Origin of the sequence: Viridibacillus arenosi (assembly GCF_001955655.1) — a bacterium.
In the GTDB taxonomy this organism is placed as follows: Bacteria; Bacillota; Bacilli; order Bacillales_A; family Planococcaceae; genus Viridibacillus; species Viridibacillus arenosi.
On the sequence record NZ_MSPW01000016.1, the window covers coordinates 13,919 to 35,371 of the forward strand.

A 21,453-nucleotide genomic window follows, 5' to 3' on the forward strand; every position below is an offset into this window, starting at 1 on the left:
AACTGGTAGAAAACTTTACTGAATTGCCGTTTTCCATGTATATTTAAGAGAGAAATTAAAGGAAAAGGGGCAATGATAGTGGTTTCTTCAAAAGATGTTGCCAAACATGCAGGAGTTTCACAAACGACTGTTTCACGAGTACTAAATACACCTGATCTAGTTAAGCAGAAAACAAAAGATAAAGTATTAAAAGCAATTGAAAAATTAAGCTATGTACCAGATGCTAATGCACGCTCACTAGTACAGAAAAAAACTGGAGTCATCACGCTCTTATCAGGGCCATTACATAATCCTTTCTTTGTAGATACTACAACTGCAATTGTTAACTATGCAAACGAAAATGGATATAGAGTTAATGTTCACTTTGTGAATGATAAAAAGCTATCGGAAGCATATTCATCAGCAATTGAAAACAAAGTTGATGGCATGATTTTGTCATGCATTTTATTAGATGACCCGATTTTTGAAAGATTAAAAAAGATGTCTATTCCATTTATAACGTATAACCGTAAACATAAAAATGAAGAACTCTTTGTAGAAATTGACAATGAGGAGGCAGGTTTTTTAGCTGCGGAGCATTTAATTCAACTTGGCCATAAAGATATTGCATGGGTTGGAGGTCCTTTAACGGTGAGTACATTTAAAAATCGTTTTGAAGGATACAAAAAAGCATTGAAAAAATATCGAATTATTGAGAATCCCTTATATATTTTCCATACAGATTCAACTAAAAATGATATTCAAAAAGCGTTTGAAACATTGCAGAAATGTAAAGAAAAACCAACCGCCATTTGTAGTGGGGCAGACTCAGTAGCATTTAATTTAATGAATAATGCCTTAAGCTCTGGATTAAAAATACCGGAAGATATTAGTATAATTGGAATTGATAATGTGGATTTGAGTAACCATGGAGCTATGCAATTGACAACGGTTGGGAGTATTACAGAAAATAACTTAGGACGTCTGGCCATTGAAAAGCTTATTGAGATGATCGAGCTAGAAAAAAGTACTTGCATACAAATAACTGAATCTGTTAAAGTCTTTTTAAGAAATACAACAGCTAAAAGAAAAGATTGAATCTTTTCTATTTTATAAAATGAATACGTAACCATTTTGGTTAGCTTTTATTTTTGATGTGAAATGGTTACGTATTCATTTGAGCTATTTGTATTTTGAAATGTGTTGGATTTTTTATTTCGTTCAACATGTAAGGGGTTACATAAACAACACAAAGGGGAGAAATGATTCATGCTATGGAAAAAACGTGCGTATGGAGAAGAATCACCGTATATACCAGCTGGACCATTCAAAATTAGAATGCCGTTCATTCACTACAAATTTGAATGGCCGGATTATGTGCAAGGGTTATTAATGTGTGCGGTTGATCTTTCAGCAATACCGTTAATGACAGAAGTATTGGGGATGCCTTTTGAAGTTGCGTTAGCAATTGTTATGGCAAACGGAGTATTTTATTTACTACATCATCTTTTAGGGGACCCAGTAGTACCAGGATGGATTACACCTGCTATTCCGTTACTTGTGTTGTATGTACAAGAGTTTGCAGAGGGACAAGATCGAATACATGCCCTCATAGCCTTCCAGATGACACTCGGGATACTGTCGTTACTGCTCGGAGCAACAGGGCTTGCCACAAAAGTTGTTCGATTAATCCCTCCAGCAATGAAATCAGGCATCATTTTAGGTGCTGGCTTTGCTGCAATTATTTCAGTATTCCAAGTAGGCGGTAAATTTGATACGTTCCCATGGACAATCACAATCGCTGTTGGGATCGGATTTTACTTATTATTCTCGAAACAATTTGCGAAGTTACAAAACAAAAACGGCATATTACGCATCATTGGTAAATTAGGTGTACTTCCAGTTATTTTATTGGCAGTAATCGTTGCGCCAATCTTTGGAGAAGCACATTGGCCAGCAATTGAATGGGGCTTTTCAAAACCAGATTTTATAACACTTTGGAATGAATATACAGTGTTCGGAATTGGGCTACCACCTTTAAAAACATTCTTAATGGCTATTCCAACTGTAATCGCAGCATACATCGTATTATTCGGTGAAATTTTACAAGCTAAAGCATTAATTGATGAAGCACAAGTAGCTAGACCTGATGAGAAAATTGATTACAATGCGAACCGTGCTCACTGGATTTTCGGTATCCGTAACTCTGCAATGAGTATTCTTGGACCAGACGTATCGATGTGTGGACCGATGTGGGCAGCGATGCAAGTTGTCACTGTAGAACGATTCAAAAAAGGCCGAAAAGCGATGGACTCGTTCTTCGGAGGTATTGGTTCATTCCGTTGGGGTACAAATACAGGCTTATTATTACTACCAATTGTAAGTCTTGTACAACCGATTCTTGGTGTTGCCTTAGCGTTAACGATGTTAATTCAAGGCTTTGTAAGTGTTAAAGTAGGTGTTCTAGAAGCGAGAAGTCAACGTGATTTAGGTGTTGCAGGTGTTATAGGTGCAGTGCTTTGTATTAAAGGCGCAACTTGGGGCTTTGCAGTAGGAATTCTTCTATGCTTACTAATTTACGGGAAAGATTTCTTCAAAGGAGAAGTTGATAATACTTTTGTTAAAGATAGTGAAGAAAATAAAGAAATCGCTTAAAAAGGGAGATTTTGCTTTATGGAAAAAAGTTATTATGTGAACGGTGAATGGAAAAAATCAGTACAATACGCAGAATTAGCATCACCACATACAAAAGAGATTATTGCAAAAATTCCACAGGCTACTAGAATTGAAGTTGAGGAAGCTATCAATATTGCTTACGAAGCTAGAGTGGAAATGGCCAAACTAACTGCTTATGAAAGAGCAGCTATTCTTGAAGATATTACGAGATTATTTATCGAAAATAGAGAAGAAGCGGCTGAAATTATATCTATTGAAGCAGCAAAACCGTTGAAATTTGCATTGGGCGAAATTGATCGCACGATTGAAACCTATAAATTTGCTGCTGAAGAAGCAAAACGTCTTACTGGCGAAATGATTCCAATGGATGCTGCCAAAAATGGTGGGAACCGTTTAGGATACACAATTGAGCAGCCAATTGGAGTAGTTGGTGCTATTACACCATTTAACTTTCCACAAAATCTAGTAGCGCATAAGGTAGGACCAGCTATTGCTGCTGGTAATACAATTGTTTTGAAACCAGCATCACAAACACCTCTTTCAGCATTGTTTTTAGCGAAATTAATCGATCAAACAGCTTTACCAAAAGGTGCGTTTAATGTAGTAACTGGTGGGGGTAAAACAGTTGGTGACGCATTAGTGGAAAGCGATAAAGTTAGCATGATTACCTTTACGGGTAGCCCGGCTGTAGGCATTGGAATTCGCAATAAAGCAGGTTTAAAGAAAGTGGCATTAGAATTAGGCTCAAACGCAGGCCTTATTATTGATAAGAATGTCAATATTGATGAAATCGTTTCAAAATGCGTGAGTGGCGCTTTTTCAAATCAAGGTCAAGTATGTATTTCACTACAACGTATTTATGTAATGGATGAGCTTGCGGAAGAATTCCTTTCTAAATTTGTTGAGGAAACAAAAGAGTTAGTCATAGGTAATCCATTAGATTTAACAACTGATGTTTCTGCAATGATTCATGAAAAGGAACAACAACGTGCAACTGACTGGGTAAATGAAGCAGTGGAAGCAGGTGCTTCAGTATTAATCGGTGGTAAAGTTGAAAATGATGTTTTCATGCCAACCATTTTGGGAAATGTAGCAGAAGATGCAAAGCTTTCATGCCAAGAAGTTTTTGCACCTGTAGTTATTGTGAACAGAATTTCTTCCGTTGAAGAAGGCATTCAAGCAATTAACAACTCAAACTACGGTTTGCAAGCGGGCATTTTCACGAGCGATATTAAGACAGCATTTAAAGCTTCGAAAGAATTAGAAGTTGGTGGAGTTATGATCAACGATATTCCTACTTACCGTATTGACCAAATGCCTTATGGTGGTGTCAAAGAAAGTGGCACTGGTAAAGAAGGGTTGAAATACGCCATTCATGAAATGACCGAAACAAAACTTGTTGTCTGGAATCAATAAAAAGGGGAGCGATTGCAATGTCTGAAAAAATTACTTTTGCACCAATTAGCTATACTGGTTGGGGCTCATTAGAACATTTAGAAGAAGAAGTTAAACGATTTAATGCACAAAAAATTCTACTAGTAACAGATCCATTCTTAGAAGAACTAGGGTTAACAAATAATATAGTTGTACCACTTGAAAAAGCAGGTTTGGAGGTTGATATTTACACTGAAGTTGTACCTGAACCACCTTTAGCAATTGGTGAAAAAGTTGTTGCCTATACGAGAGAGCATCAATTCGATTTAGTTATTGGTCTTGGAGGGGGTAGTGCATTAGATTTAACAAAAATTGCAGGTGTGTTAGCTACTCATGAAGGTAAAGTTGAAGACTATTTAAATTTAACTGGGACGAAGGAAATTCAATCAAAAGGTATTCCAACCATTCTTGTGCCAACTACATCAGGTACTGGCTCTGAAATTACGAATATTTCAGTGCTATCATTAGAAACAACAAAAGATGTTATTGCACATGATTATTTACTTGCTGATGTGGCAATTGTAGACCCTGCATTAACAATTTCTTTACCTCCAAAAATTACTGCTGCAACGGGTGTCGATGCACTTACACATGCAGTTGAAGCATATATTTCAAAATTTGCTAGTCCAGTTTCAGATGCATTAGCACTACAAGCAATTCGTTTAATAAGCAATTCTATTCGTACAGCTGTAAAAAATGGTACGGATAAACAAGCTCGTTCAGATATGAGTTATGGTAGCTACTTAGCAGGACTTGCCTTCTTTAATGCAGGCGTAGCAGGCGTACATGCATTAGCTTATCCAATCGGAGGTCAATTCCATATTGCTCATGGTGACTCAAATGCCGTACTTCTTCCATATGTAATGGGCTATATTCGTCAAAGCTGTGAAAAACGTATGAAAGATATATATGAAGCAATGGGCTTTAGCGCTACAAACCTTTCACAAACAGAAGCATCATATAAATGTGTGATTGAGTTAAAACGACTTGTAGAAGACGTTAATATTCCATCTACTTTAAAAGGCTTTAATATTACGGAAGATGCTTTAGAAGGACTTACAAATGATGCGATTGAACAAAAACGTATTCTAGCTAGAAGTCCACTACCATTGTTAAAAGAAGACATCTATGCGATTTATAAATCAGCATTTAATGGTGTTATTGTAGAGAAACAAAAATAGTTTTATATAGAAGGATGTACAGCTGCTAGATGAGCAACAGATCGTAACACGAATAAAAAATGAAGTATATTACCGATATATGGATAAGGGATTTATCGAGTAGTTTTATTGTGGAAATGTGAGTTGTTAGAAATAGCTTTGTTGATTATGGAATTTGTAAGCCGTATCTCTATCACATTTCTGAACAATGAATAAACATCATAAATAGCCTCAAAAAAAGGAAGCAATATATATTGCTTCCCTTTTTTCTGTGCCTTATTTTATTGTAAATTTCTTTACTTTACTTTTATTACCTACTTTATCTTTTGCATAGATCGATAATGTAGTGCCTACTTTTTGGCGAGGTATTTGTACACGTACATAGCCTGATTTTTTCGCTGTTGTTTTCTTCACTAACTTTTTGCCGTTATAAATGTAAACTGTTGCACTGCTTTCAGATTTTACATTCATAACAGATGCCGATGTAATCGATATATTTGATACTGGGGGTGGGGTCGTATCCTTTACAATAATCGTTTTCTTTTTACTTGTTTCCCCAAGTGGGTTTTTAGCATAAAAAGTTACTTTCGCACCTGCTTTTTGTCGAGGGATGTAAAATTGGAATGTACCATCATCGGAAGTCCATGTTACCATTGCTTTTTTACCAGGTATTTTTAAGACGAAATCTACATATGGCTCTGCTTTACCAGAAATCATTACATCCGCATCTCCAAGAGTATGAACTACTGGAGTTTTCGGTGCTTGTTTGTAAATATTAGAAACGGTAAATTTATAGGTCTCTTTTAAGCCTGCATAATCTTCTGCAATGACTTTGTACGTGCCATTTTTTGTAGCAGTAAAAGTGGCATTACTAGATTGTAATATTGACCCATCTGGTAATGTAAGTTTTTTAATACCTACATTATCAGTTGCATTAATTGTCAATGTGACATTCTTTTTAGTTGGTTTTGTTGTGCTTGGTTTTACGTTTAGTTTTGGTGATGAAAAATCAATATCGTCGACAAAAATATCTTCTGTCCGTACATTGCCGAATATATCTTCTATTTCTACCAAATGGCTCCCGTTTTTATTTAACGTAAATGTTGCATAGGCCTTATTTACAACTGTTCCATTCGGTAATGTAATCGATCGAATACCAGTATTATCAGTAGCTTGAATATTGATAGTAACGGTGTTTAGATTTTTATCATAGTTTTTCGTAATGGTAGCGAGTTTTGGCATTTCATAATCAACAACTCTTATCTCCTTTAACAGACCTGTATCGGATAAATTTCCAGAGTTTTTACTACGTGCTTCTACTCTTATGGAATAACTACCTGAACGTGTCGGTTTTAACACGAAGCTACGAGTAGTACTAAATGGTTGGTGAATTGTATAGGAACCTGTTGTCGCAACAGAAAATTGATATTCAACGTCACTACCTTTTGCTGCATTCGCAGTGAAAATATATTTAGTAGGAGCACCATCGTCGTTCACAGATAGGGACAAATCTGAGGCTGGTTGTGCTAGTGTAGTGAAATGGTAGTTTATGGCATTGTCTTGTGTCGCACCTAGATAACCTACTACTGCACCGTTAGCAATATTCAAAGTATAATCTGTGAAATATTGTAATTCTTTTGGTTGAATTGTTACTACATTCTTTTTAATCTTAACATTGATTGGTACTTCTCCATTGGAATCAGTTAGAGTAAATTTGTCTGTATTAGAGTTGGAAATATTATGGTTGAAATAAATCTTAAAAGTACTGTCTAATGGTATATATTTAACACCGTCTTGAAAAATTTCAACATAATGACTGTTATAGCGATTTGTTGCTTCATATGTAGATTTCACGAGTGTTAGTGCATTAGATTGCAATGACTCATTAAAACGAACGGAATATTTAGCCTTTGCATCTTCTGTGATAGTTAGCAATCCATCATCTACAAATACTTCTTTCGCTAATTGTGTGCCGTAGAGTGTATATAAGAATTCATTTGTTTCATAAGAATAAACATCAACACCTGAGTCAGTGCTTGCCGCAAATGTGAATTCGTCATTAAAGGCAAAGTCGTTATACCATTCACCAAAATCAAATTTAAAAGTCATATCACCAGATTCTACGGATGTTAAACTATACGCCGTTCCTAAATTATATAATCTTAATCCATCGGGTGATAAACTTGATGTTTGATCTATTGCATAATCCCCATGATCAGGTGAGTCATAGCTTGCTGTAATAATCCCATGATTTATGTCTTTCGTTTTAATATCGGTGGGTGAGCTACTATTAGAAATTGTATAAAGTTTCGATAATTCTTCATTGTAGACAACAGTCGATTGTTCATATATAGATGAGTTTTTTTTATTTTCCACACGCTGTTTTGTAGCTAAATTATATACGAGAATGTTATTATGTTGCCCTGAACCTGGTGTTATGTATAAATAGTTATCTTTATCCACGGCAATATCATATGGATCAGTTTCAATATCTATAACATCTTCGATTGTAAAGTTCGTTGTCTTTACTACGGCAATGGCTCCGATTTCTGGGCTTTCTGTCGAGTGTGTATGATTTTGTTTTAGTTGTGTGACATAAAGCTTTTCGTTTCTCAATGTCAAACGTTCCGCTGCATAAGGGAGCTTCAGCGACTTTATTTGCCCAGTTTTATAATAGTGTGCATAAATTGTTTTACTCCCCAAATCTGTCATGTAAAGAATATCGTGATCTTTATCTAGTTCTGTATCAAAGGGCGTAAAATTAAGCTTTGTTACTTTTTCAGCTGCTTTCGCTTCATTATTTAGAGAAAACGTAAATATACATAATAACCCTAAAAATGATATTAGAATAATTTTATTAAAAAATTTCAAATAATATCTCCTCCAGTTCACTTTGAAAATTATAACATTTAATAAGTAGATTTACTTATAAATTATCAATTTTTTATCATTTTATTAAAAATTTCAGAAATCTAAACATTTGTTATGGAGAGTAGTATTTTAGAAGGAAACTTGTAATGCTTAAGTTTGAGGACTAATTAAGATGCAGTTTAATAAATATCCGTCATAAAATGATAAAATACTAGTAAGTGTATATTTATATAGGAGGGTTGTTTTGGGGACTGTATTCATCTTTATATGTATTATTCTAGTGGCTTCTATTTTACAATCAAGCACTGGTTTTGGTTTTTCTATAATGGCGACGCCGTTCTTGTTAATGTTATTTCAACCGCAAGAAGCTATACAAATTAATATTATTTTATCTTTAATTATCTCTGTAGCGTTAATTTTGAAAATACGTCATGACATTGATATGTTTCTATTAAAAAGAATTATTTTAGGAAGTATAGTTGGTGTACCAATAGGTATATTCATCTTTATGTCGATGAATATACATGCTTTAAAATTAGGGGTTAGCATACTCCTTTTACTATTGACTTTATTATTGATATGCAATTTCAAAGTGAAAGCAACACCAATTAGGGATTACATAGTAGGGGGTATTTCAGGAGTTTTGACTACAAGTATAGGTATGCCTGGGCCGCCATTATTGCTTTACTTTACAGGAACAGATACTGAAAAAGGAAAGCTAAGAGCAACGACATTAGCCTTTTATCTCTTTATATATTTTATCAGTCTAATAACTCAAATCATCTTTACTGGAACTAGCAAACACATATGGCAATCAAGTCTATATGCGATTCCCATCGTATTTATCGGTTTGTTTATAGGGCAAATTATTTTCAAATGGATAAACCAACGGGTCTTTAGAATATTTACTTATATTCTTTTGATATGTACAGGACTTTTTCTATTAATTGAAAGTTTAAGTTCTTTAGTATAGTAAACTCTATTCCGAACGTTTCAAAAGTCATCTCACTTTTGAAACGTTTTTCAAGTTCTCCAATAGCCAGCCGAACAAATTTTCGGTATGATACGAGTAAGGATATAAATAGAGGTGTTAGTATGGGACTTACAGTGATTTTAGCTGAAAAACCATCGCAGGCGAAAGCTTATGCAGATGCTTTTCAAGTAGCAAAGAAAACAAAACATTACATAGAACTTGCCCCAAATCAGACGTTTCCAGAAGGAGCGACGATTACTTGGGGGATAGGGCATTTAGTTGAATTAAAACAACCCGCAGATTACAAGCCAGAATGGAAGCGCTGGTCTCTGGCACAATTGCCAATGATACCGGATAACTACGAATTCCGAGTGGCGAAAGGCAAGTGGGATCAGTTTCAAGAGGTAAAGCGGTTGTTTAAAGAAGCACATGTGCTTATTAACGCATGCGATGTGGACAGAGAAGGATCTAATATTTTTTATTCTATCTATCGTCAAACAGGTGTGCGTCAGAAGCCAGTTCAGCGACTTTGGATAAATTCACTTGAGGTAGATGAGATACGCAAAGGGTTCGCCAATTTGCGAAATAATGATAAGGATCTACTGTTGTATCATGAAGCGCAGGCACGTCAAATCAGTGATTGGCTCGTTGGGATGAATGCAAGTCGCTTATACACGATGCTGCTGAAGGCAAAGGGTCTAAATGAAACGATGTCGATTGGTCGTGTGCAATCGCCAACAGTTTATATGATTTATCAAAGACAACAAGAAATCGAACATTTTAAACCGACTAATTTCTATGAACTAACTGCTGAATTTTTAGCTGAAAAAGGGCCGTATAAAGGGAAAGCGGCTATTAAGAAGGATAAGCGAGAGGAAGTCGAGCAAATACTGCATCAAGCTTGTATTGCTGAAGGTGAAATTCTGCCGGGTGTGATTCAAGATGTTAAAAAAGCGCGAAAGCACATTAAACCTCCGAAGTTACATGCTCTTTCTACATTACAAGCTAAAGCCAATAAAATATGGAAATACAGTCCAGCAAAAGTGTTGGATGTTGTACAAGGTTTGTATGAGAAAAAGCTAGTCTCTTATCCAAGATCAGATTGTCAGTATATAACTGAAGCCGAATTTAGTTATCTGGTTGACAGAGTAGCGGATTATCAGAAAATCGTTGATAAACCATTTGAGATTGCAAATGCACGTCCTCAAAAGCGTTATGTAGATAATGCACAAGTGGAAGAGCACTATGCCATCATCCCAACAAAAACAATTCCTACGGCTGCAAAAGTACAAGGCTTATCGCCAATGGAACGAAATATTTACTTTGAAATAGTGAAGAGTGCATTGGCGATGTTCCATAGAGATCATGTATATGAAGAAACGACGATCATGACGAATGTGAAGGCAGTCGATTTTAAAACAGTTGGCAAAGTGGAGCTAGATCCAGGATTTAAAACACTATGGAGTGGGAGTGAACCGACAAAGAAAAAGGATGAAGAACCATTATTACCTCGAGTAAGTGTGAATGAGGTAGTAGAGTCAAAAGTTGCTATTCATGAAGGGACAACCCAGCCTCCAAAGCCTTATTCGGAAGGACAGCTTGTGCAAATGATGAAAACCTGTGGAAAGCTCGTGGATGATGAGAGCGCTAGCGATATTTTGAAGGAAGTGGAAGGGCTCGGTACTGAAGCAACACGTTCAGGTATTATTGAGACGATAAAACGCCATGGTTATATAGACGTGACAAAAAATATCGTTTCAATAACAGATAAAGGACGCGTATTATGCCAGACGATTGAAGGGTCACTATTATCAAGTCCTACAATGACCGCGAAATGGGAGACTTATTTGCGGAAAATTGGTAATGGTACAGGTTCAAAAGAAGCTTTCATACAAAATGTCTGCAAGTTTTTAAATCATTTAATAGAAGTAACTCCAAAAATGGTAGAGAAAACGGATATTCAAGCAGCCGCTGAGGGTAGTGCTTCCAATGAACCACTTGGACTTTGCCCAATCTGTAAAAAAGGACAGATGTTATCTCGTAAAAGTTTTTATGGCTGCTCGAATTATAAAGCAGGCTGTAAGTTTACTGTATCTAAAACAGTTGCAGGTAAAAAACTATCACCGAAGCAGGTGTCAGACCTTTGTCAAGACGGTGTGACAAAGGAAATGAAAGGCTTTAAATCGAAGAAAGGTTCAATGTTTAGTGCGAAGTTGAAGCTAGTTGAAGGTAAGATTGTGTTTGAGTTTTAGTACTAAAAAGTAACTTGTAGTAGTTATAATATTGTTGGTTTGTGTGCTAGGGTTTTATGAGGGAAGCCCTTAAAGTTCCATTTAATTAAAGTTCGATACTCCTTTAAGAAAGCTACAGTTCAGCGTGAAAGATTTTAAAATAGAGCGTGTGAAAAGATATAATGAAGAAATTTTTAGAGTGTAAGTAGTATGGAATTGAAATGATATAGGGGTGTATTAAAATGAAGCGAGTATCAATTTTGGTAGCTGACGATGAAGCAGAAATTGCTGATTTAGTTGGGATACATTTAGAAAAAGAAGGCTACAATGTCGTTAAAGTAGCTGATGGAGAAGAAGTTATTCGTGTTATCGAATCTCAACAAATTGATTTGGTGATTTTAGATATTATGATGCCAAAAATGGACGGTTATGAAGTTACGCGTCAAATTCGAGGGCAATATCATATGCCTATCATTTTCTTGAGTGCGAAAACGTCTGATTTCGATAAGGTGACAGGACTAGTAATAGGAGCAGATGATTATATGACGAAACCTTTCACTCCGATAGAATTAGTTGCACGTGTAAATGCTCATTTGCGACGATTTTTCCTGTTGAATCAACCGAAAAAGGATGAAAATAAAGATGTTTTGGAAATTAGTGGAGTGGTCATTTATCCTGAGCAAAGGACAGTTAGTGTTCACGATGAGCATATTGAATTAACTCCAAAAGAGTTTGATATTTTATATTTATTAGCGAGCCATCCGAAGAAAGTATATAGTGTGGAAAATATCTTTCAACAAGTGTGGGACGAGGAGTACTATGAAGGCGGAAATACAGTTATGGTACATATTCGTACTTTACGGAAAAAACTTGGAGAAGATAAGAGGAAAAATAAATTGATCAAAACCGTTTGGGGGGTTGGTTATACATTCAATGGCTAAAATGGTAAGAAGCTTCCGCTCAAAAATGATTGCATTATTTGCTTTAAGCATGATATTAGCTGGTGGCATTACGTATATAATCTACAAAGGGCTTCAGCTCTATTATAAAACTATGGTTCGTTATGAGGATCCTTTGTCTCAATTTCGGTCAACGATTAGAAATATTGGAGATGTTAATTTCTTTTTAATTATATTTATCCCTCTATCTATTTTGTTTTTCTTTTTTCTTACTAGACCATATTCAAAGTACTTTAATGAAATTTCTAATGGAATTCATTATCTTGCTAACGGTGATTTTACAAATCGAGTTCATGTTGATTCAAATGATGAATTTAGTGATATTGCGCACGAAATCAATTTAGCAAGTGAAAAGTTAAAAGAAGCTGTTGAAAGAGGTGATTTTGCGGAAAATAGTAAGGATCAGTTAGTTTTAAATTTGGCTCATGATTTAAGAACTCCATTAACATCTGTTTTAGGCTATTTAGATTTAATTCTTAAAGAGGAGAATTTAACAAAAGAGCAAATTAAACATTTTTCGACGATAGCATTTACGAAGTCTCAACGATTAGAAGGACTAATTGATGAGCTATTTGAAATAACAAGAATGAAATATGGCATGCTAAAGGTTGAGAAAAGGTTGATTGATATAAGTGAATTACTTATACAGTTAGATGAAGAATTATATCCTTTATTAGAAAAGAATGATTTAGTAGCTAGAATGAATATTGCTCCTCATTTAAATATTTATGGAGACGGTAAATTGTTGGCAAGAGTATTTGAAAATCTATTAACCAATGCAATTCGTTACGGCTATGATGGACAGTTTGTTGAATTAAATGGACATATTGATAATGGAGAAGTTGTCGTACAAATTATTAATTATGGAGATAGTATTCCAGAGGAAGAGTTGCCGTATCTTTTCGATATGTTTTATACGGGTGATAAAGCACGAACCCAGAATCAAGAAAGTACAGGGCTTGGCTTATTCATTGCGAAAAATATTGTAGAGCAACATAACGGAACGATTTCTGCTGAAAGTAATTTAATCCGAACAATATTTGAAGTAAGATTACCAGCAGACGATGGTGCGGAATCTTATTTAAAAATTTAATAAAAATTTTAAGTTTACCCCACTTTTTATTTAAATAGTTTTTTCTATCCTATACTTAAGTAAGGTTAAGGAGGAAACTAGTAATGAAAAAGTGGGTATTTTTTTCACTTATATTGTGCACAGTATTTGTTAGTATTTATATGGCATCATTTTATCAAAATGGCGTAGAGGTTAAGGTTGCGGAAAAGGATGAAAAGGTAACTTTAACGAATACCGAAAAGAAAGAAATTACAAAAGAGCAAATTTATAAAGGTGATCTATTACTAGTTAATAAAGATTACCCAGTTCAGAAAGATAGCATAAAATCCGATATTATAAATTTATTTCAAAATAAAGAGTTAGTAAGTGGCTATGTAATACTTGATAGAAATCTTCGCCTATCAAAGGATATTGTAAATAAATTTTTGAAGGTAGTAGAAGCGGCGGAAAAAGAAGGTGTTAGTCATTTTTTAATTAGTAGTAGCTATCGAGATTTTGATGAGCAAAGTGAGCTATATCAAAAAATGGGCTCTAATTATGCATTGCCAGCAGGATATAGCGAACATAATTTAGGTTTATCACTCGATGTAGGGTCTACTCAAATGAAAATGGAGAAAGCTCCAGAAGGAAAATGGATTGAAGAAGAGGTATGGAAGTACGGCTTTGTTCTACGCTATCCGAAAAATAAAACAAACATTACAGGGATTCAATATGAACCTTGGCATATACGCTATGTCGGTTTACCTCATAGTGCCATTATGCATAAAAAGAAACTAACTTTAGAAGAATACTTAGATTTCTTGAAAGAGAATAGGGATATTTCCATTAATGCTGAGGGGAAAAATTATACGGTTTCTTATTATGAAATTTCAAAGAGTAGGACAATTAATGTCCCTGTGGATCAACATTATGAAATATCAGGAAATAATGTGGACGGAATAATAGTGACGGTTCATGAATAGTAGTCTACTTAATAAATGACTATCACATTGTTTGAACTGTCATTATGGCTGTTCAAACAATGTTACTGAAGTAAGGCAGGATAGGAGAAGCTCCAATTAGAAACATCTATTTTGAACTAGTGAAAAATTCTTTATTAATCATTTCGTGAAAATATTGATCCATTTGTTTTGCTGGAACCTTGCGACCATTTTGAACCCACCATGCACTAAGCGAAGAGAGCGCTCCTGAGTAAAATTCCACAATGATTTCAATTGGTACCGAGAAGTTCTCCCCGCGGTTATTTAACTCTAAAAAATCGTGCTTTAGTGTCTCTTTATTACGATAATTCATATAGTTATTGAAAATATCATCATTTTTATTTGATTGCATAATGTTGTCTAACAACTCTAAGTTTGGAACCATTTCAAAGGATTGGAATGGTTTTAATACACGTTCTTCTAAGCTAACCTTCACATATTTTTCGTTAAATTGTTCAATTCCAAAATATAATAAGTCGTATTTATCCTCAAAATGCTTATAAAAAGTAGTACGGTGAACCATTGCCTTTTCGCAAATTTGATTGACAGTAACTGAGCTAAACTCCTGTCCAGGTTGCGATAGCAATTCTTCAAGTGCCTCCCACAATAATTTATATGTTCTTCTAACCCTAAGATCGACCTTTTTATCATTAAAATTCATCTACATTCTCCTTGATTTGTAGTTTATATAGATACTCAATTAAATTTGATTCTTTCAACATTAAAATTAAATGTGTATATTATTTAGTAGACATTAGTAGCTTTATCCTACAAGTGTAGCAAATATTTAGGAATGAGGAAATAAATTTGAACACGACCAATCAAGTATCACCTAGTGATCCATTCGATTTATCGAATATAAAAAAAGGACCGATTATCATTGCTATGATTATTGGTGCTTTTGTTTCTATTTTAAATGAAACACTATTAAGTAATGCATTGCCAGAATTGATGCGTGAATTTAGTGTAACACCTACTACTATCCAGTGGTTAACTACCGTCTATATGTTAGTTGTTGGCGTGTTAGTGCCTGTTACCGCTTTATTACAACAGTGGTTTACAACTAGGCAATTGTTTTTATCTGCGATGATCTTATTTTTAATAGGAACAATTATTGCGGCATTTGCACCAGCATTTAGCTTTTTGCTTGTGGGGCGTATTATACAAGCATTCGGTACGGGTTTAATCATACCGATTATGATGAATACCATTTTAATCATCTTCCCACCGGAAGAACGTGGTGGAGCAATGGGTTTAATTGGCCTAGTTATTATGTTTGCACCAGCTATTGGGCCGACTCTTTCAGGAGTAATTATTGATACTCTTAATTGGCGCTGGTTATTTTACATCGTAATACCACTTGCTCTAATATCAATTATTGTTGGGGCAAAGTATTTAAAGAATGTTTCGGAAATAACTAGACCAGCAGTAGATGTCTTATCAATTATTTTATCAACAATCGGGTTTGGCGGATTTGTCTATAGCTTTAGTAAGTCAGGAGAGCTTGGATGGGGAAATGCAGAAGTATATTGTACTTTAATAATCGGAGTTGCTTCATTAATCTGGTTCATTATAAGACAATTAAAAATTAAGGATCCAATACTCAATTTACGTACATTTAAGTATCCAATGTTTTCAATAACAGTTGTACTAATTGTCATTGTCATGATGGCGATGTTCTCAACTATGACATTACTACCAATGTTTTTACAGGGTGTACTTTTAGTATCAGCTTTTAAATCTGGTTTAATTATGTTGCCAGGAAGTGTGTTAAATGGTTTCATGGCTCCGATTACCGGGAAGCTTTTTGACAAATATGGTCCTCGTACTATTATCATTCCTGGGATTGTGTTAGTAGCTGTTGCAATGTGGATGTTTATAGGGATTGATGTTGCAACGACAACAGGATATATTATTACGATCCATTGTATGCTATTAGTGGGTATCTCGCTTGTCATGATGCCTACACAAACACATGGCCTAAATCAATTACCTAAAGAATTGTATGCACATGGTACAGCAATCTTTAGTACGTTACAGCAAGTAGCAGGAGCCATTGGAACGGCACTATTCATTAGTAAAATGTCATCTGGACAAAAAGATTATTTAACACAGTCTGAAAATCCAAATGACCCAACGGAAATAGTAGCTGCTTTAACAGCAGGTTTTGATTCTGCATTTACGTTAGGATTTATCATCGTTTTACTTGCTATAGTTGTTTCGCTATTCATAAAACGTACGAAATAGGAGATAGCATGGTTGTTCTAAAAGGATAAAATCGATTGATTTAACAAAATAGACAATTCATAATACTTGAATTTGCAAAGGGGTATCCAATAGTCGAGAAATTGACTTTTTGGATTGCCTCTTTTTATTTACACATCTTCATTTTCTTTAGTTAATAATGTTTCTACAACATCAAAAAAGTCACTATCAGTAGCTTTATAATGTCTTCTACCCCAACTTTCAGTATCGCTAAAGATAACCATCTCTTTTTCATCAACAAACAAAAATATAGTAATTCGGTCCAAATCTGTTGTGATAGACATTATATAATTACAATTAAACATATCGTAATCATCTTTTGTAAGACGTAGCTTTACCTTCTTTAGTAATTTTAAAATCGAGGAATTATCATTTTTAAAAGTATAGTTTTTTCCAAATTTTAATTTATTCATTTTTGTTACATCTATAGAGCTAACCTTACTGTCTTCTAAGTGCGTTAGAACATCCGTTATTGGTTTTTCTTTATACTTATTGTATTGAAAAATGCCATATGATCCAGCCACTAATACAATACCGATAATGATGGTGATGAGTGCTTTTTTCATAAAATATAACCATCCCCATTTCTAAAATGTCTTTATATAAGACTAATGGGAATTAAATACAATTGCAAGGTTGTTATTTGAATAATTAAAATATTATATCAAACACTTTATCTTTAATGAAGCCTTGAAATAAAGTCGCAACGTTTACCCCTCTGGTTATGTTTATCCAAGAGGGTTTTTTATGTCCAAAAGTAGAAGAATATCTGAAGCAGAAAATTGGATAGAAAAATTAAAAGTGACATCAATTCGGGATGATTTAGAACAATGTATCTTATTAGCTTAAGTTTACACCATTTCTATTGTATCGCCATATCCTATAGGCATATAAGAAAGAGGTGGAATTTTGGCTAAACTTACTCTTGAAACAGCAAAACGATTATTGAGTGTTGCCGAACAGAAATCCTATCAAATGGGGCTCTCTAGCAATATTGCCATTGTAGATGATGGCGCTCATTTGATTGCTTTTCTTCGAATGGATAATGCGAGAATCGCAGGTATTGAAATCTCTAAAGACAAGGCTTGGACTAGTGTAAGTATGCAGATGCCGACTGCAAATTTATCGCAAGCAGCTCTTCCAGGTAGTCCTTCATTTGGTATAAATACCACAAATAACGGTCATATCGTCATTCTTGGAGGAGGTATTCCTTTAGTTAGTGAAGGGAAAATTGTTGGCGGTATAGGAATTAGTGGAGGCAGTAGTGCACAAGATATCGAAATTGCCAATGCAGTAGTTCAAGCTTTCGAATGGTTAAATAAGAATTAAAAAGGGAGAAGCCATGAAGCAAAACATGGTGATGTTAGTTAAAAATAAGCAGTAATCATTGAAGATTTGGGAAGAGATTCTCAATTCAATACTATTACTCTAGAATATCGGAATAAAATTAGTTGTACTTACACAATTACTAATAGGTCGTCCAGGAAAACTAAAAGAAATTGCCAGCATGGTTGTTTTTTAACATTAAACGAAGCATCATCCAAAGCAGTTCAAGTATTTACAATAGATGCTGGCCAAATTTCTTATAGAAGTAAAAATTGTTTTATTTAATAAGAAGTATAAAAATGAACAATCTAAATTCTAAAGTTACATATTTATATTCTGACAATGAATACTGGGGACAACATCTTGTCTCAAGGTTGAGCTATAATAATACTAAACATTTCAAATATTGTTAAAGAGAAGGTGAATCGTATGTATAGTAATCTAGAAAAACTAACAAGTCATAGAGTATTTCATTTTTTTGCAGAGATATCCAAAATTCCAAGAGGTTCAGGGAATGAGAAAGCGATTAGCGATTATCTAGTTCGCTTTGCAGAAGAGCGCGACCTCGAAGTAATACAAGACTCGGCATTAAATGTCATCATTAAAAAAGATGCTACTACTGGATATGAAAATGTTCCGACAGTCATTATTCAAGGGCATATGGATATGGTTTGTGAGAAAAACCAAGATACGATGCATGATTTTGAAAAGGATCCTCTACAATTAAGAATAGTAGGGGACATGCTGTATGCAACGGATACTACTTTAGGAGCAGACAACGGAATCGCAGTTGCATATGCGTTAGCATTATTAGATGCTAATGATATCCCTCACCCTTCTCTAGAAGTGGTCATTACGACTGAAGAAGAGACAACGATGAATGGTGCGATTGCTGTAGATGCTGCCCATTTCAAAGGTGAAATTTTGATTAATATCGATTCAGAAGAAGATGGTAAATTACTTGTCAGCAGTGCCGGGGGCGTACATGTTACGCAAGTACTGCCGATTAAATGGGAGAATGCTAAGGATCATGAAGTAGCTTACTGCATTCGTATTAAAGGATTAAAAGGTGGACACTCTGGTATCTCTATCAATAAGGAGAGAGGTAATTCTAATAAATTATTAGGAAGAGTATTACATGAACTATCATCGGAATTTCAATATTCTATACAACAGATTAATGGTGGTTTAAAGCCTAATGCCATTCCAAGAGAAGCAGAAGCAATTGTCTTCATTCAAAAGGAAGATGACGAGCAGATAAAAGAAAAAATTGAGAAATACAATGATATATTGAAAAACGAATTACAGTTTTCAGATCCAAATGTATCGATTGTCTTAGAAAAAAGAGAAATAAGCTCTACAAATGTATTCTCTAACGAAACGAAGCATAAAGCTATTACTTCATTGCTATTAATACCACATGGTGTTCAAGGAATGAGTATGGCAATAGAGGGGTTAGTGGAAAGTTCTACTAATTTAGGAGTTGTAACGACAACTGATTCATCTATTACATTCGAAAGTGAAATAAGAAGTTCTATCAAAAGTGCTAAATCCTATATGGTCACTCAAGTAAGATCGATTGCAGAAATGCTTGAATGTGAAGTACTCATTGATTCTGATTATCCTGAATGGCCTTATAATCCTGATTCAAAAGCGAAGAAACTATTTGAAGCGACGTATAAAGAAAAATACGGTAAAGAGATGGAAGTAATTGCTGTACATGCTGGGATTGAGTGTGGTGTATTTATTGAGAAGATTCCAGGTTTAGATGCTATTTCCATTGGACCAGATATATTTCTAGTGCATACCCCAGATGAGCATATAAGTATATCTTCAACCATCAATAACTGGGAATATTTCATTTATACGTTAAAGAGAATGAAAGATCTTCTGTAAATTAATTAAAGTAGCAGGCGTAAAAGTTTCCAAATTAATGCTTGCATTGATTCGTATTGTTTTTTCATCATAGACAGGAGTGGAGATATGGATTGGCAAACGTTGAATACAGATGAAGACATTAGGACCTTCATGAATAAATTTGGCTATTTTCATGATAGTTGTTTGAAAGAAGCTCATGTTCAAACTAAAAGTTTTGTTGGGGAAAATTACGGAATGGCAATTGACCCTACTACATCTGCAAGTCTTTTATTTCAAAGACAAGCTGGACCAATTTCTGCTATTGAAATAGTGTTTGAAGAGATTAAACACTTTTGCATAAGCCCTCTTCCAGCGGATTATACTGCAGAAATTCTTGACGCTACGTTTATAAAACAAAATGGTATTTTCTATTGGGCTAATTGTGAAGGTTTTAATCCTACGAATGTTAGTTTAGAGGAAGGTATAACTTGGATTTCTGCAAAATATGTAAAGTGGAGAGATAGAAGTAATTTGATGGGTGGACAACTGATTTATGGAGAAAAGAATTAACAAAAGATCTAATCAAGATTTATTTTTGTCATCTATTAGCTGATACTTTTCGTATTGTAAAATAGCTTTTTAAAAATTCTTCGATTCTATGAAGATGTATTGGAGGGATATAAGATGGAACAGTATTTAGAATTTAACAAAAGCATAAGAGATGATTTATTGAATAGTGTAAGAAATCTATCGGACGAGCAATTAAATAAGGAAGTTGAAGAAGGTCGTTGGACGATTATGCAAGTACTTCATCATCTGCATATAATTGAATCTGGAGTAGCAAAAGCAATTCAATATACTTTGAAAAAGGGTGAAAAGCAGACTGTTAATACCAAGCCAATTGAGTTAACAGTAAACCGTTCTACAAAGATAAAAGCACCTTCATTTGCAAATCCAGATGCAAGATTTATCACACTTGAAGAGATGAAAGAAAAACTGAAAGAATCACGTCATGTTCTTATTCAGGTTGTCTCAAATAGCAACAAGCATCAACTGAAAGAGAAAGCCTATCCACAGCCAATATTCGGATTAATGAGTCTAGATCAGTGGGTTCCATTTATCGGATACCACGAAAAAAGACATATTGAACAAATAGAGGAATTAAAAGAAAAACTATAAATCAAGTTAATTTTGAACTTACTACAACAATAAGAAAATCAAGGGCCTATTCACATAAGTGGATAGGTCTGTTTTGTAGAATATAAGTAAATGGAGTATTTAACATTCAAATAAGGAGGGATGAAGTGAACAAAAAAAGAATCCTATTATTAAGTATATTTGCTTTGATATTATTTTCAGCTTTATATTTAACAAGTAAACTGACCACTGAAACAGTTACGAGGGAAGTTAAAATAGGCGTTGAAAATAGTGATAATAGTGTTGAAATTGTAAATTAAACGGTTTTGGTAGCGGGAATTGTCACTAATGTTCTAGTTAAGTGAAATGAAAGGTTATAATAAATTGATGGAATTAATATCTTTCATAGTTTTGTTAGTCTTAATTGTGTTCCAACGTCTGAAGCAGCCAGCAAAGAAGTTCATTTTATTGATGTTGGCAAGTAGATTCCATCTAATTTCAAACTGGTAATGAGAATGTATTAATTGACGGAG

Annotated in this window: 18 protein-coding genes; 15 read left to right on the forward strand and 3 right to left on the reverse strand. The window is 34.5% G+C overall.

What is annotated here, in order from left to right; all coding sequences use genetic code 11:
- Positions 1 to 72 precede the first annotated feature (72 nt).
- The 4 genes from BK137_RS20015 (at position 73) to BK137_RS20030 (ending at position 5,270) form a co-directional block, all read left to right on the forward strand.
- Positions 73 to 1,077 carry a LacI family DNA-binding transcriptional regulator gene (locus BK137_RS20015; RefSeq protein WP_412104679.1) on the forward strand — a complete coding sequence of 335 codons (1,005 nt, stop codon included), beginning with the start codon at positions 73 to 75 and terminating at the stop codon, positions 1,075 to 1,077.
- Between the two features lie 171 nt (positions 1,078 to 1,248).
- Positions 1,249 to 2,634: a membrane protein gene (locus BK137_RS20020; protein WP_038182322.1), complete on the forward strand. Its 1,386-nt coding sequence runs from the start codon at positions 1,249 to 1,251 to the stop codon at positions 2,632 to 2,634.
- Positions 2,635 to 2,652: 18 nt separating this feature from the next.
- The gene (locus BK137_RS20025) at positions 2,653 to 4,071 is read left to right on the forward strand and encodes an aldehyde dehydrogenase family protein (RefSeq protein ID WP_038182319.1); all 1,419 of its coding nucleotides are present in this window, start codon (positions 2,653 to 2,655) and stop codon (positions 4,069 to 4,071) included.
- A 17-nt stretch (positions 4,072 to 4,088) separates the two neighbouring features.
- A complete protein-coding gene (locus BK137_RS20030; RefSeq protein WP_038182315.1) occupies positions 4,089 to 5,270 on the forward strand; it encodes an iron-containing alcohol dehydrogenase in 1,182 nt (393 codons plus the stop codon).
- 255 nt (positions 5,271 to 5,525) lie between these two features.
- Here the strand turns inward: BK137_RS20030 and BK137_RS20035 are convergent, their stop codons facing one another.
- On the reverse strand, positions 5,526 to 8,120 hold the full coding sequence (locus BK137_RS20035; protein WP_038182314.1) for an Ig-like domain-containing protein: 2,595 nt from the start codon (positions 8,118 to 8,120) through the stop codon (positions 5,526 to 5,528).
- Positions 8,121 to 8,364: 244 nt separating this feature from the next.
- Here BK137_RS20035 and BK137_RS20040 point away from each other — a divergent pair, with 244 nt between their 5' ends.
- The 5 genes from BK137_RS20040 (at position 8,365) to vanY (ending at position 14,317) form a co-directional block, all read left to right on the forward strand.
- Positions 8,365 to 9,093, forward strand: coding sequence for a sulfite exporter TauE/SafE family protein (locus BK137_RS20040; RefSeq protein WP_038182311.1), 729 nt, complete (start codon positions 8,365 to 8,367; stop codon positions 9,091 to 9,093).
- A 122-nt stretch (positions 9,094 to 9,215) separates the two neighbouring features.
- The gene (locus BK137_RS20045) at positions 9,216 to 11,345 is read left to right on the forward strand and encodes a type IA DNA topoisomerase (RefSeq protein WP_038182308.1); all 2,130 of its coding nucleotides are present in this window, start codon (positions 9,216 to 9,218) and stop codon (positions 11,343 to 11,345) included.
- 221 nt (positions 11,346 to 11,566) lie between these two features.
- Positions 11,567 to 12,265 carry a response regulator transcription factor gene (locus BK137_RS20050; protein WP_038182305.1) on the forward strand — a complete coding sequence of 233 codons (699 nt, stop codon included), beginning with the start codon at positions 11,567 to 11,569 and terminating at the stop codon, positions 12,263 to 12,265.
- Positions 12,258 to 13,376, forward strand: coding sequence for a HAMP domain-containing sensor histidine kinase (locus BK137_RS20055; protein ID WP_038182304.1), 1,119 nt, complete (start codon positions 12,258 to 12,260; stop codon positions 13,374 to 13,376). Before BK137_RS20050 ends, BK137_RS20055 begins: the two co-directional genes overlap by 8 nt.
- Positions 13,377 to 13,459: 83 nt before the next feature.
- Complete coding sequence (vanY, locus tag BK137_RS20060) at positions 13,460 to 14,317, forward strand: VanY-A/VanY-F/VanY-M family D-Ala-D-Ala carboxypeptidase (RefSeq protein WP_038182303.1); 858 nt, start codon at positions 13,460 to 13,462, stop codon at positions 14,315 to 14,317.
- Positions 14,318 to 14,423: 106 nt separating this feature from the next.
- Here vanY and BK137_RS20065 read toward each other — a convergent pair whose 3' ends face one another.
- Positions 14,424 to 14,996, reverse strand: coding sequence for a TetR/AcrR family transcriptional regulator (locus tag BK137_RS20065; RefSeq protein ID WP_038182302.1), 573 nt, complete (start codon positions 14,994 to 14,996; stop codon positions 14,424 to 14,426).
- Positions 14,997 to 15,193: 197 nt separating this feature from the next.
- Here BK137_RS20065 and BK137_RS20070 point away from each other — a divergent pair, with 197 nt between their 5' ends.
- The gene (locus BK137_RS20070; protein WP_412104685.1) at positions 15,194 to 16,582 is read left to right on the forward strand and encodes a DHA2 family efflux MFS transporter permease subunit; all 1,389 of its coding nucleotides are present in this window, start codon (positions 15,194 to 15,196) and stop codon (positions 16,580 to 16,582) included.
- A 128-nt stretch (positions 16,583 to 16,710) separates the two neighbouring features.
- Here the strand turns inward: BK137_RS20070 and BK137_RS20075 are convergent, their stop codons facing one another.
- Positions 16,711 to 17,166: a hypothetical protein gene (locus tag BK137_RS20075; protein ID WP_038182294.1), complete on the reverse strand. Its 456-nt coding sequence runs from the start codon at positions 17,164 to 17,166 to the stop codon at positions 16,711 to 16,713.
- Positions 17,167 to 17,509: 343 nt separating this feature from the next.
- Here BK137_RS20075 and BK137_RS20080 point away from each other — a divergent pair, with 343 nt between their 5' ends.
- The 5 genes from BK137_RS20080 (at position 17,510) to BK137_RS22445 (ending at position 21,240) form a co-directional block, all read left to right on the forward strand.
- Entirely contained in the window at positions 17,510 to 17,929 is a 420-nt protein-coding gene (locus BK137_RS20080; protein WP_038182290.1) for an ATP--cob(I)alamin adenosyltransferase, read from the forward strand.
- 426 nt (positions 17,930 to 18,355) lie between these two features.
- Positions 18,356 to 19,822, forward strand: coding sequence for an aminoacyl-histidine dipeptidase (locus BK137_RS20085; RefSeq protein ID WP_038182285.1), 1,467 nt, complete (start codon positions 18,356 to 18,358; stop codon positions 19,820 to 19,822).
- Between the two features lie 87 nt (positions 19,823 to 19,909).
- Positions 19,910 to 20,353, forward strand: coding sequence for a hypothetical protein (locus BK137_RS20090; RefSeq protein WP_038182279.1), 444 nt, complete (start codon positions 19,910 to 19,912; stop codon positions 20,351 to 20,353).
- Positions 20,354 to 20,467: 114 nt separating this feature from the next.
- Positions 20,468 to 20,962: a DinB family protein gene (locus BK137_RS20095; RefSeq protein ID WP_038182274.1), complete on the forward strand. Its 495-nt coding sequence runs from the start codon at positions 20,468 to 20,470 to the stop codon at positions 20,960 to 20,962.
- Between the two features lie 125 nt (positions 20,963 to 21,087).
- A complete protein-coding gene (locus BK137_RS22445) occupies positions 21,088 to 21,240 on the forward strand; it encodes a hypothetical protein (protein WP_155981172.1) in 153 nt (50 codons plus the stop codon).
- The last annotated feature ends 213 nt before the right edge of the window (positions 21,241 to 21,453 follow it).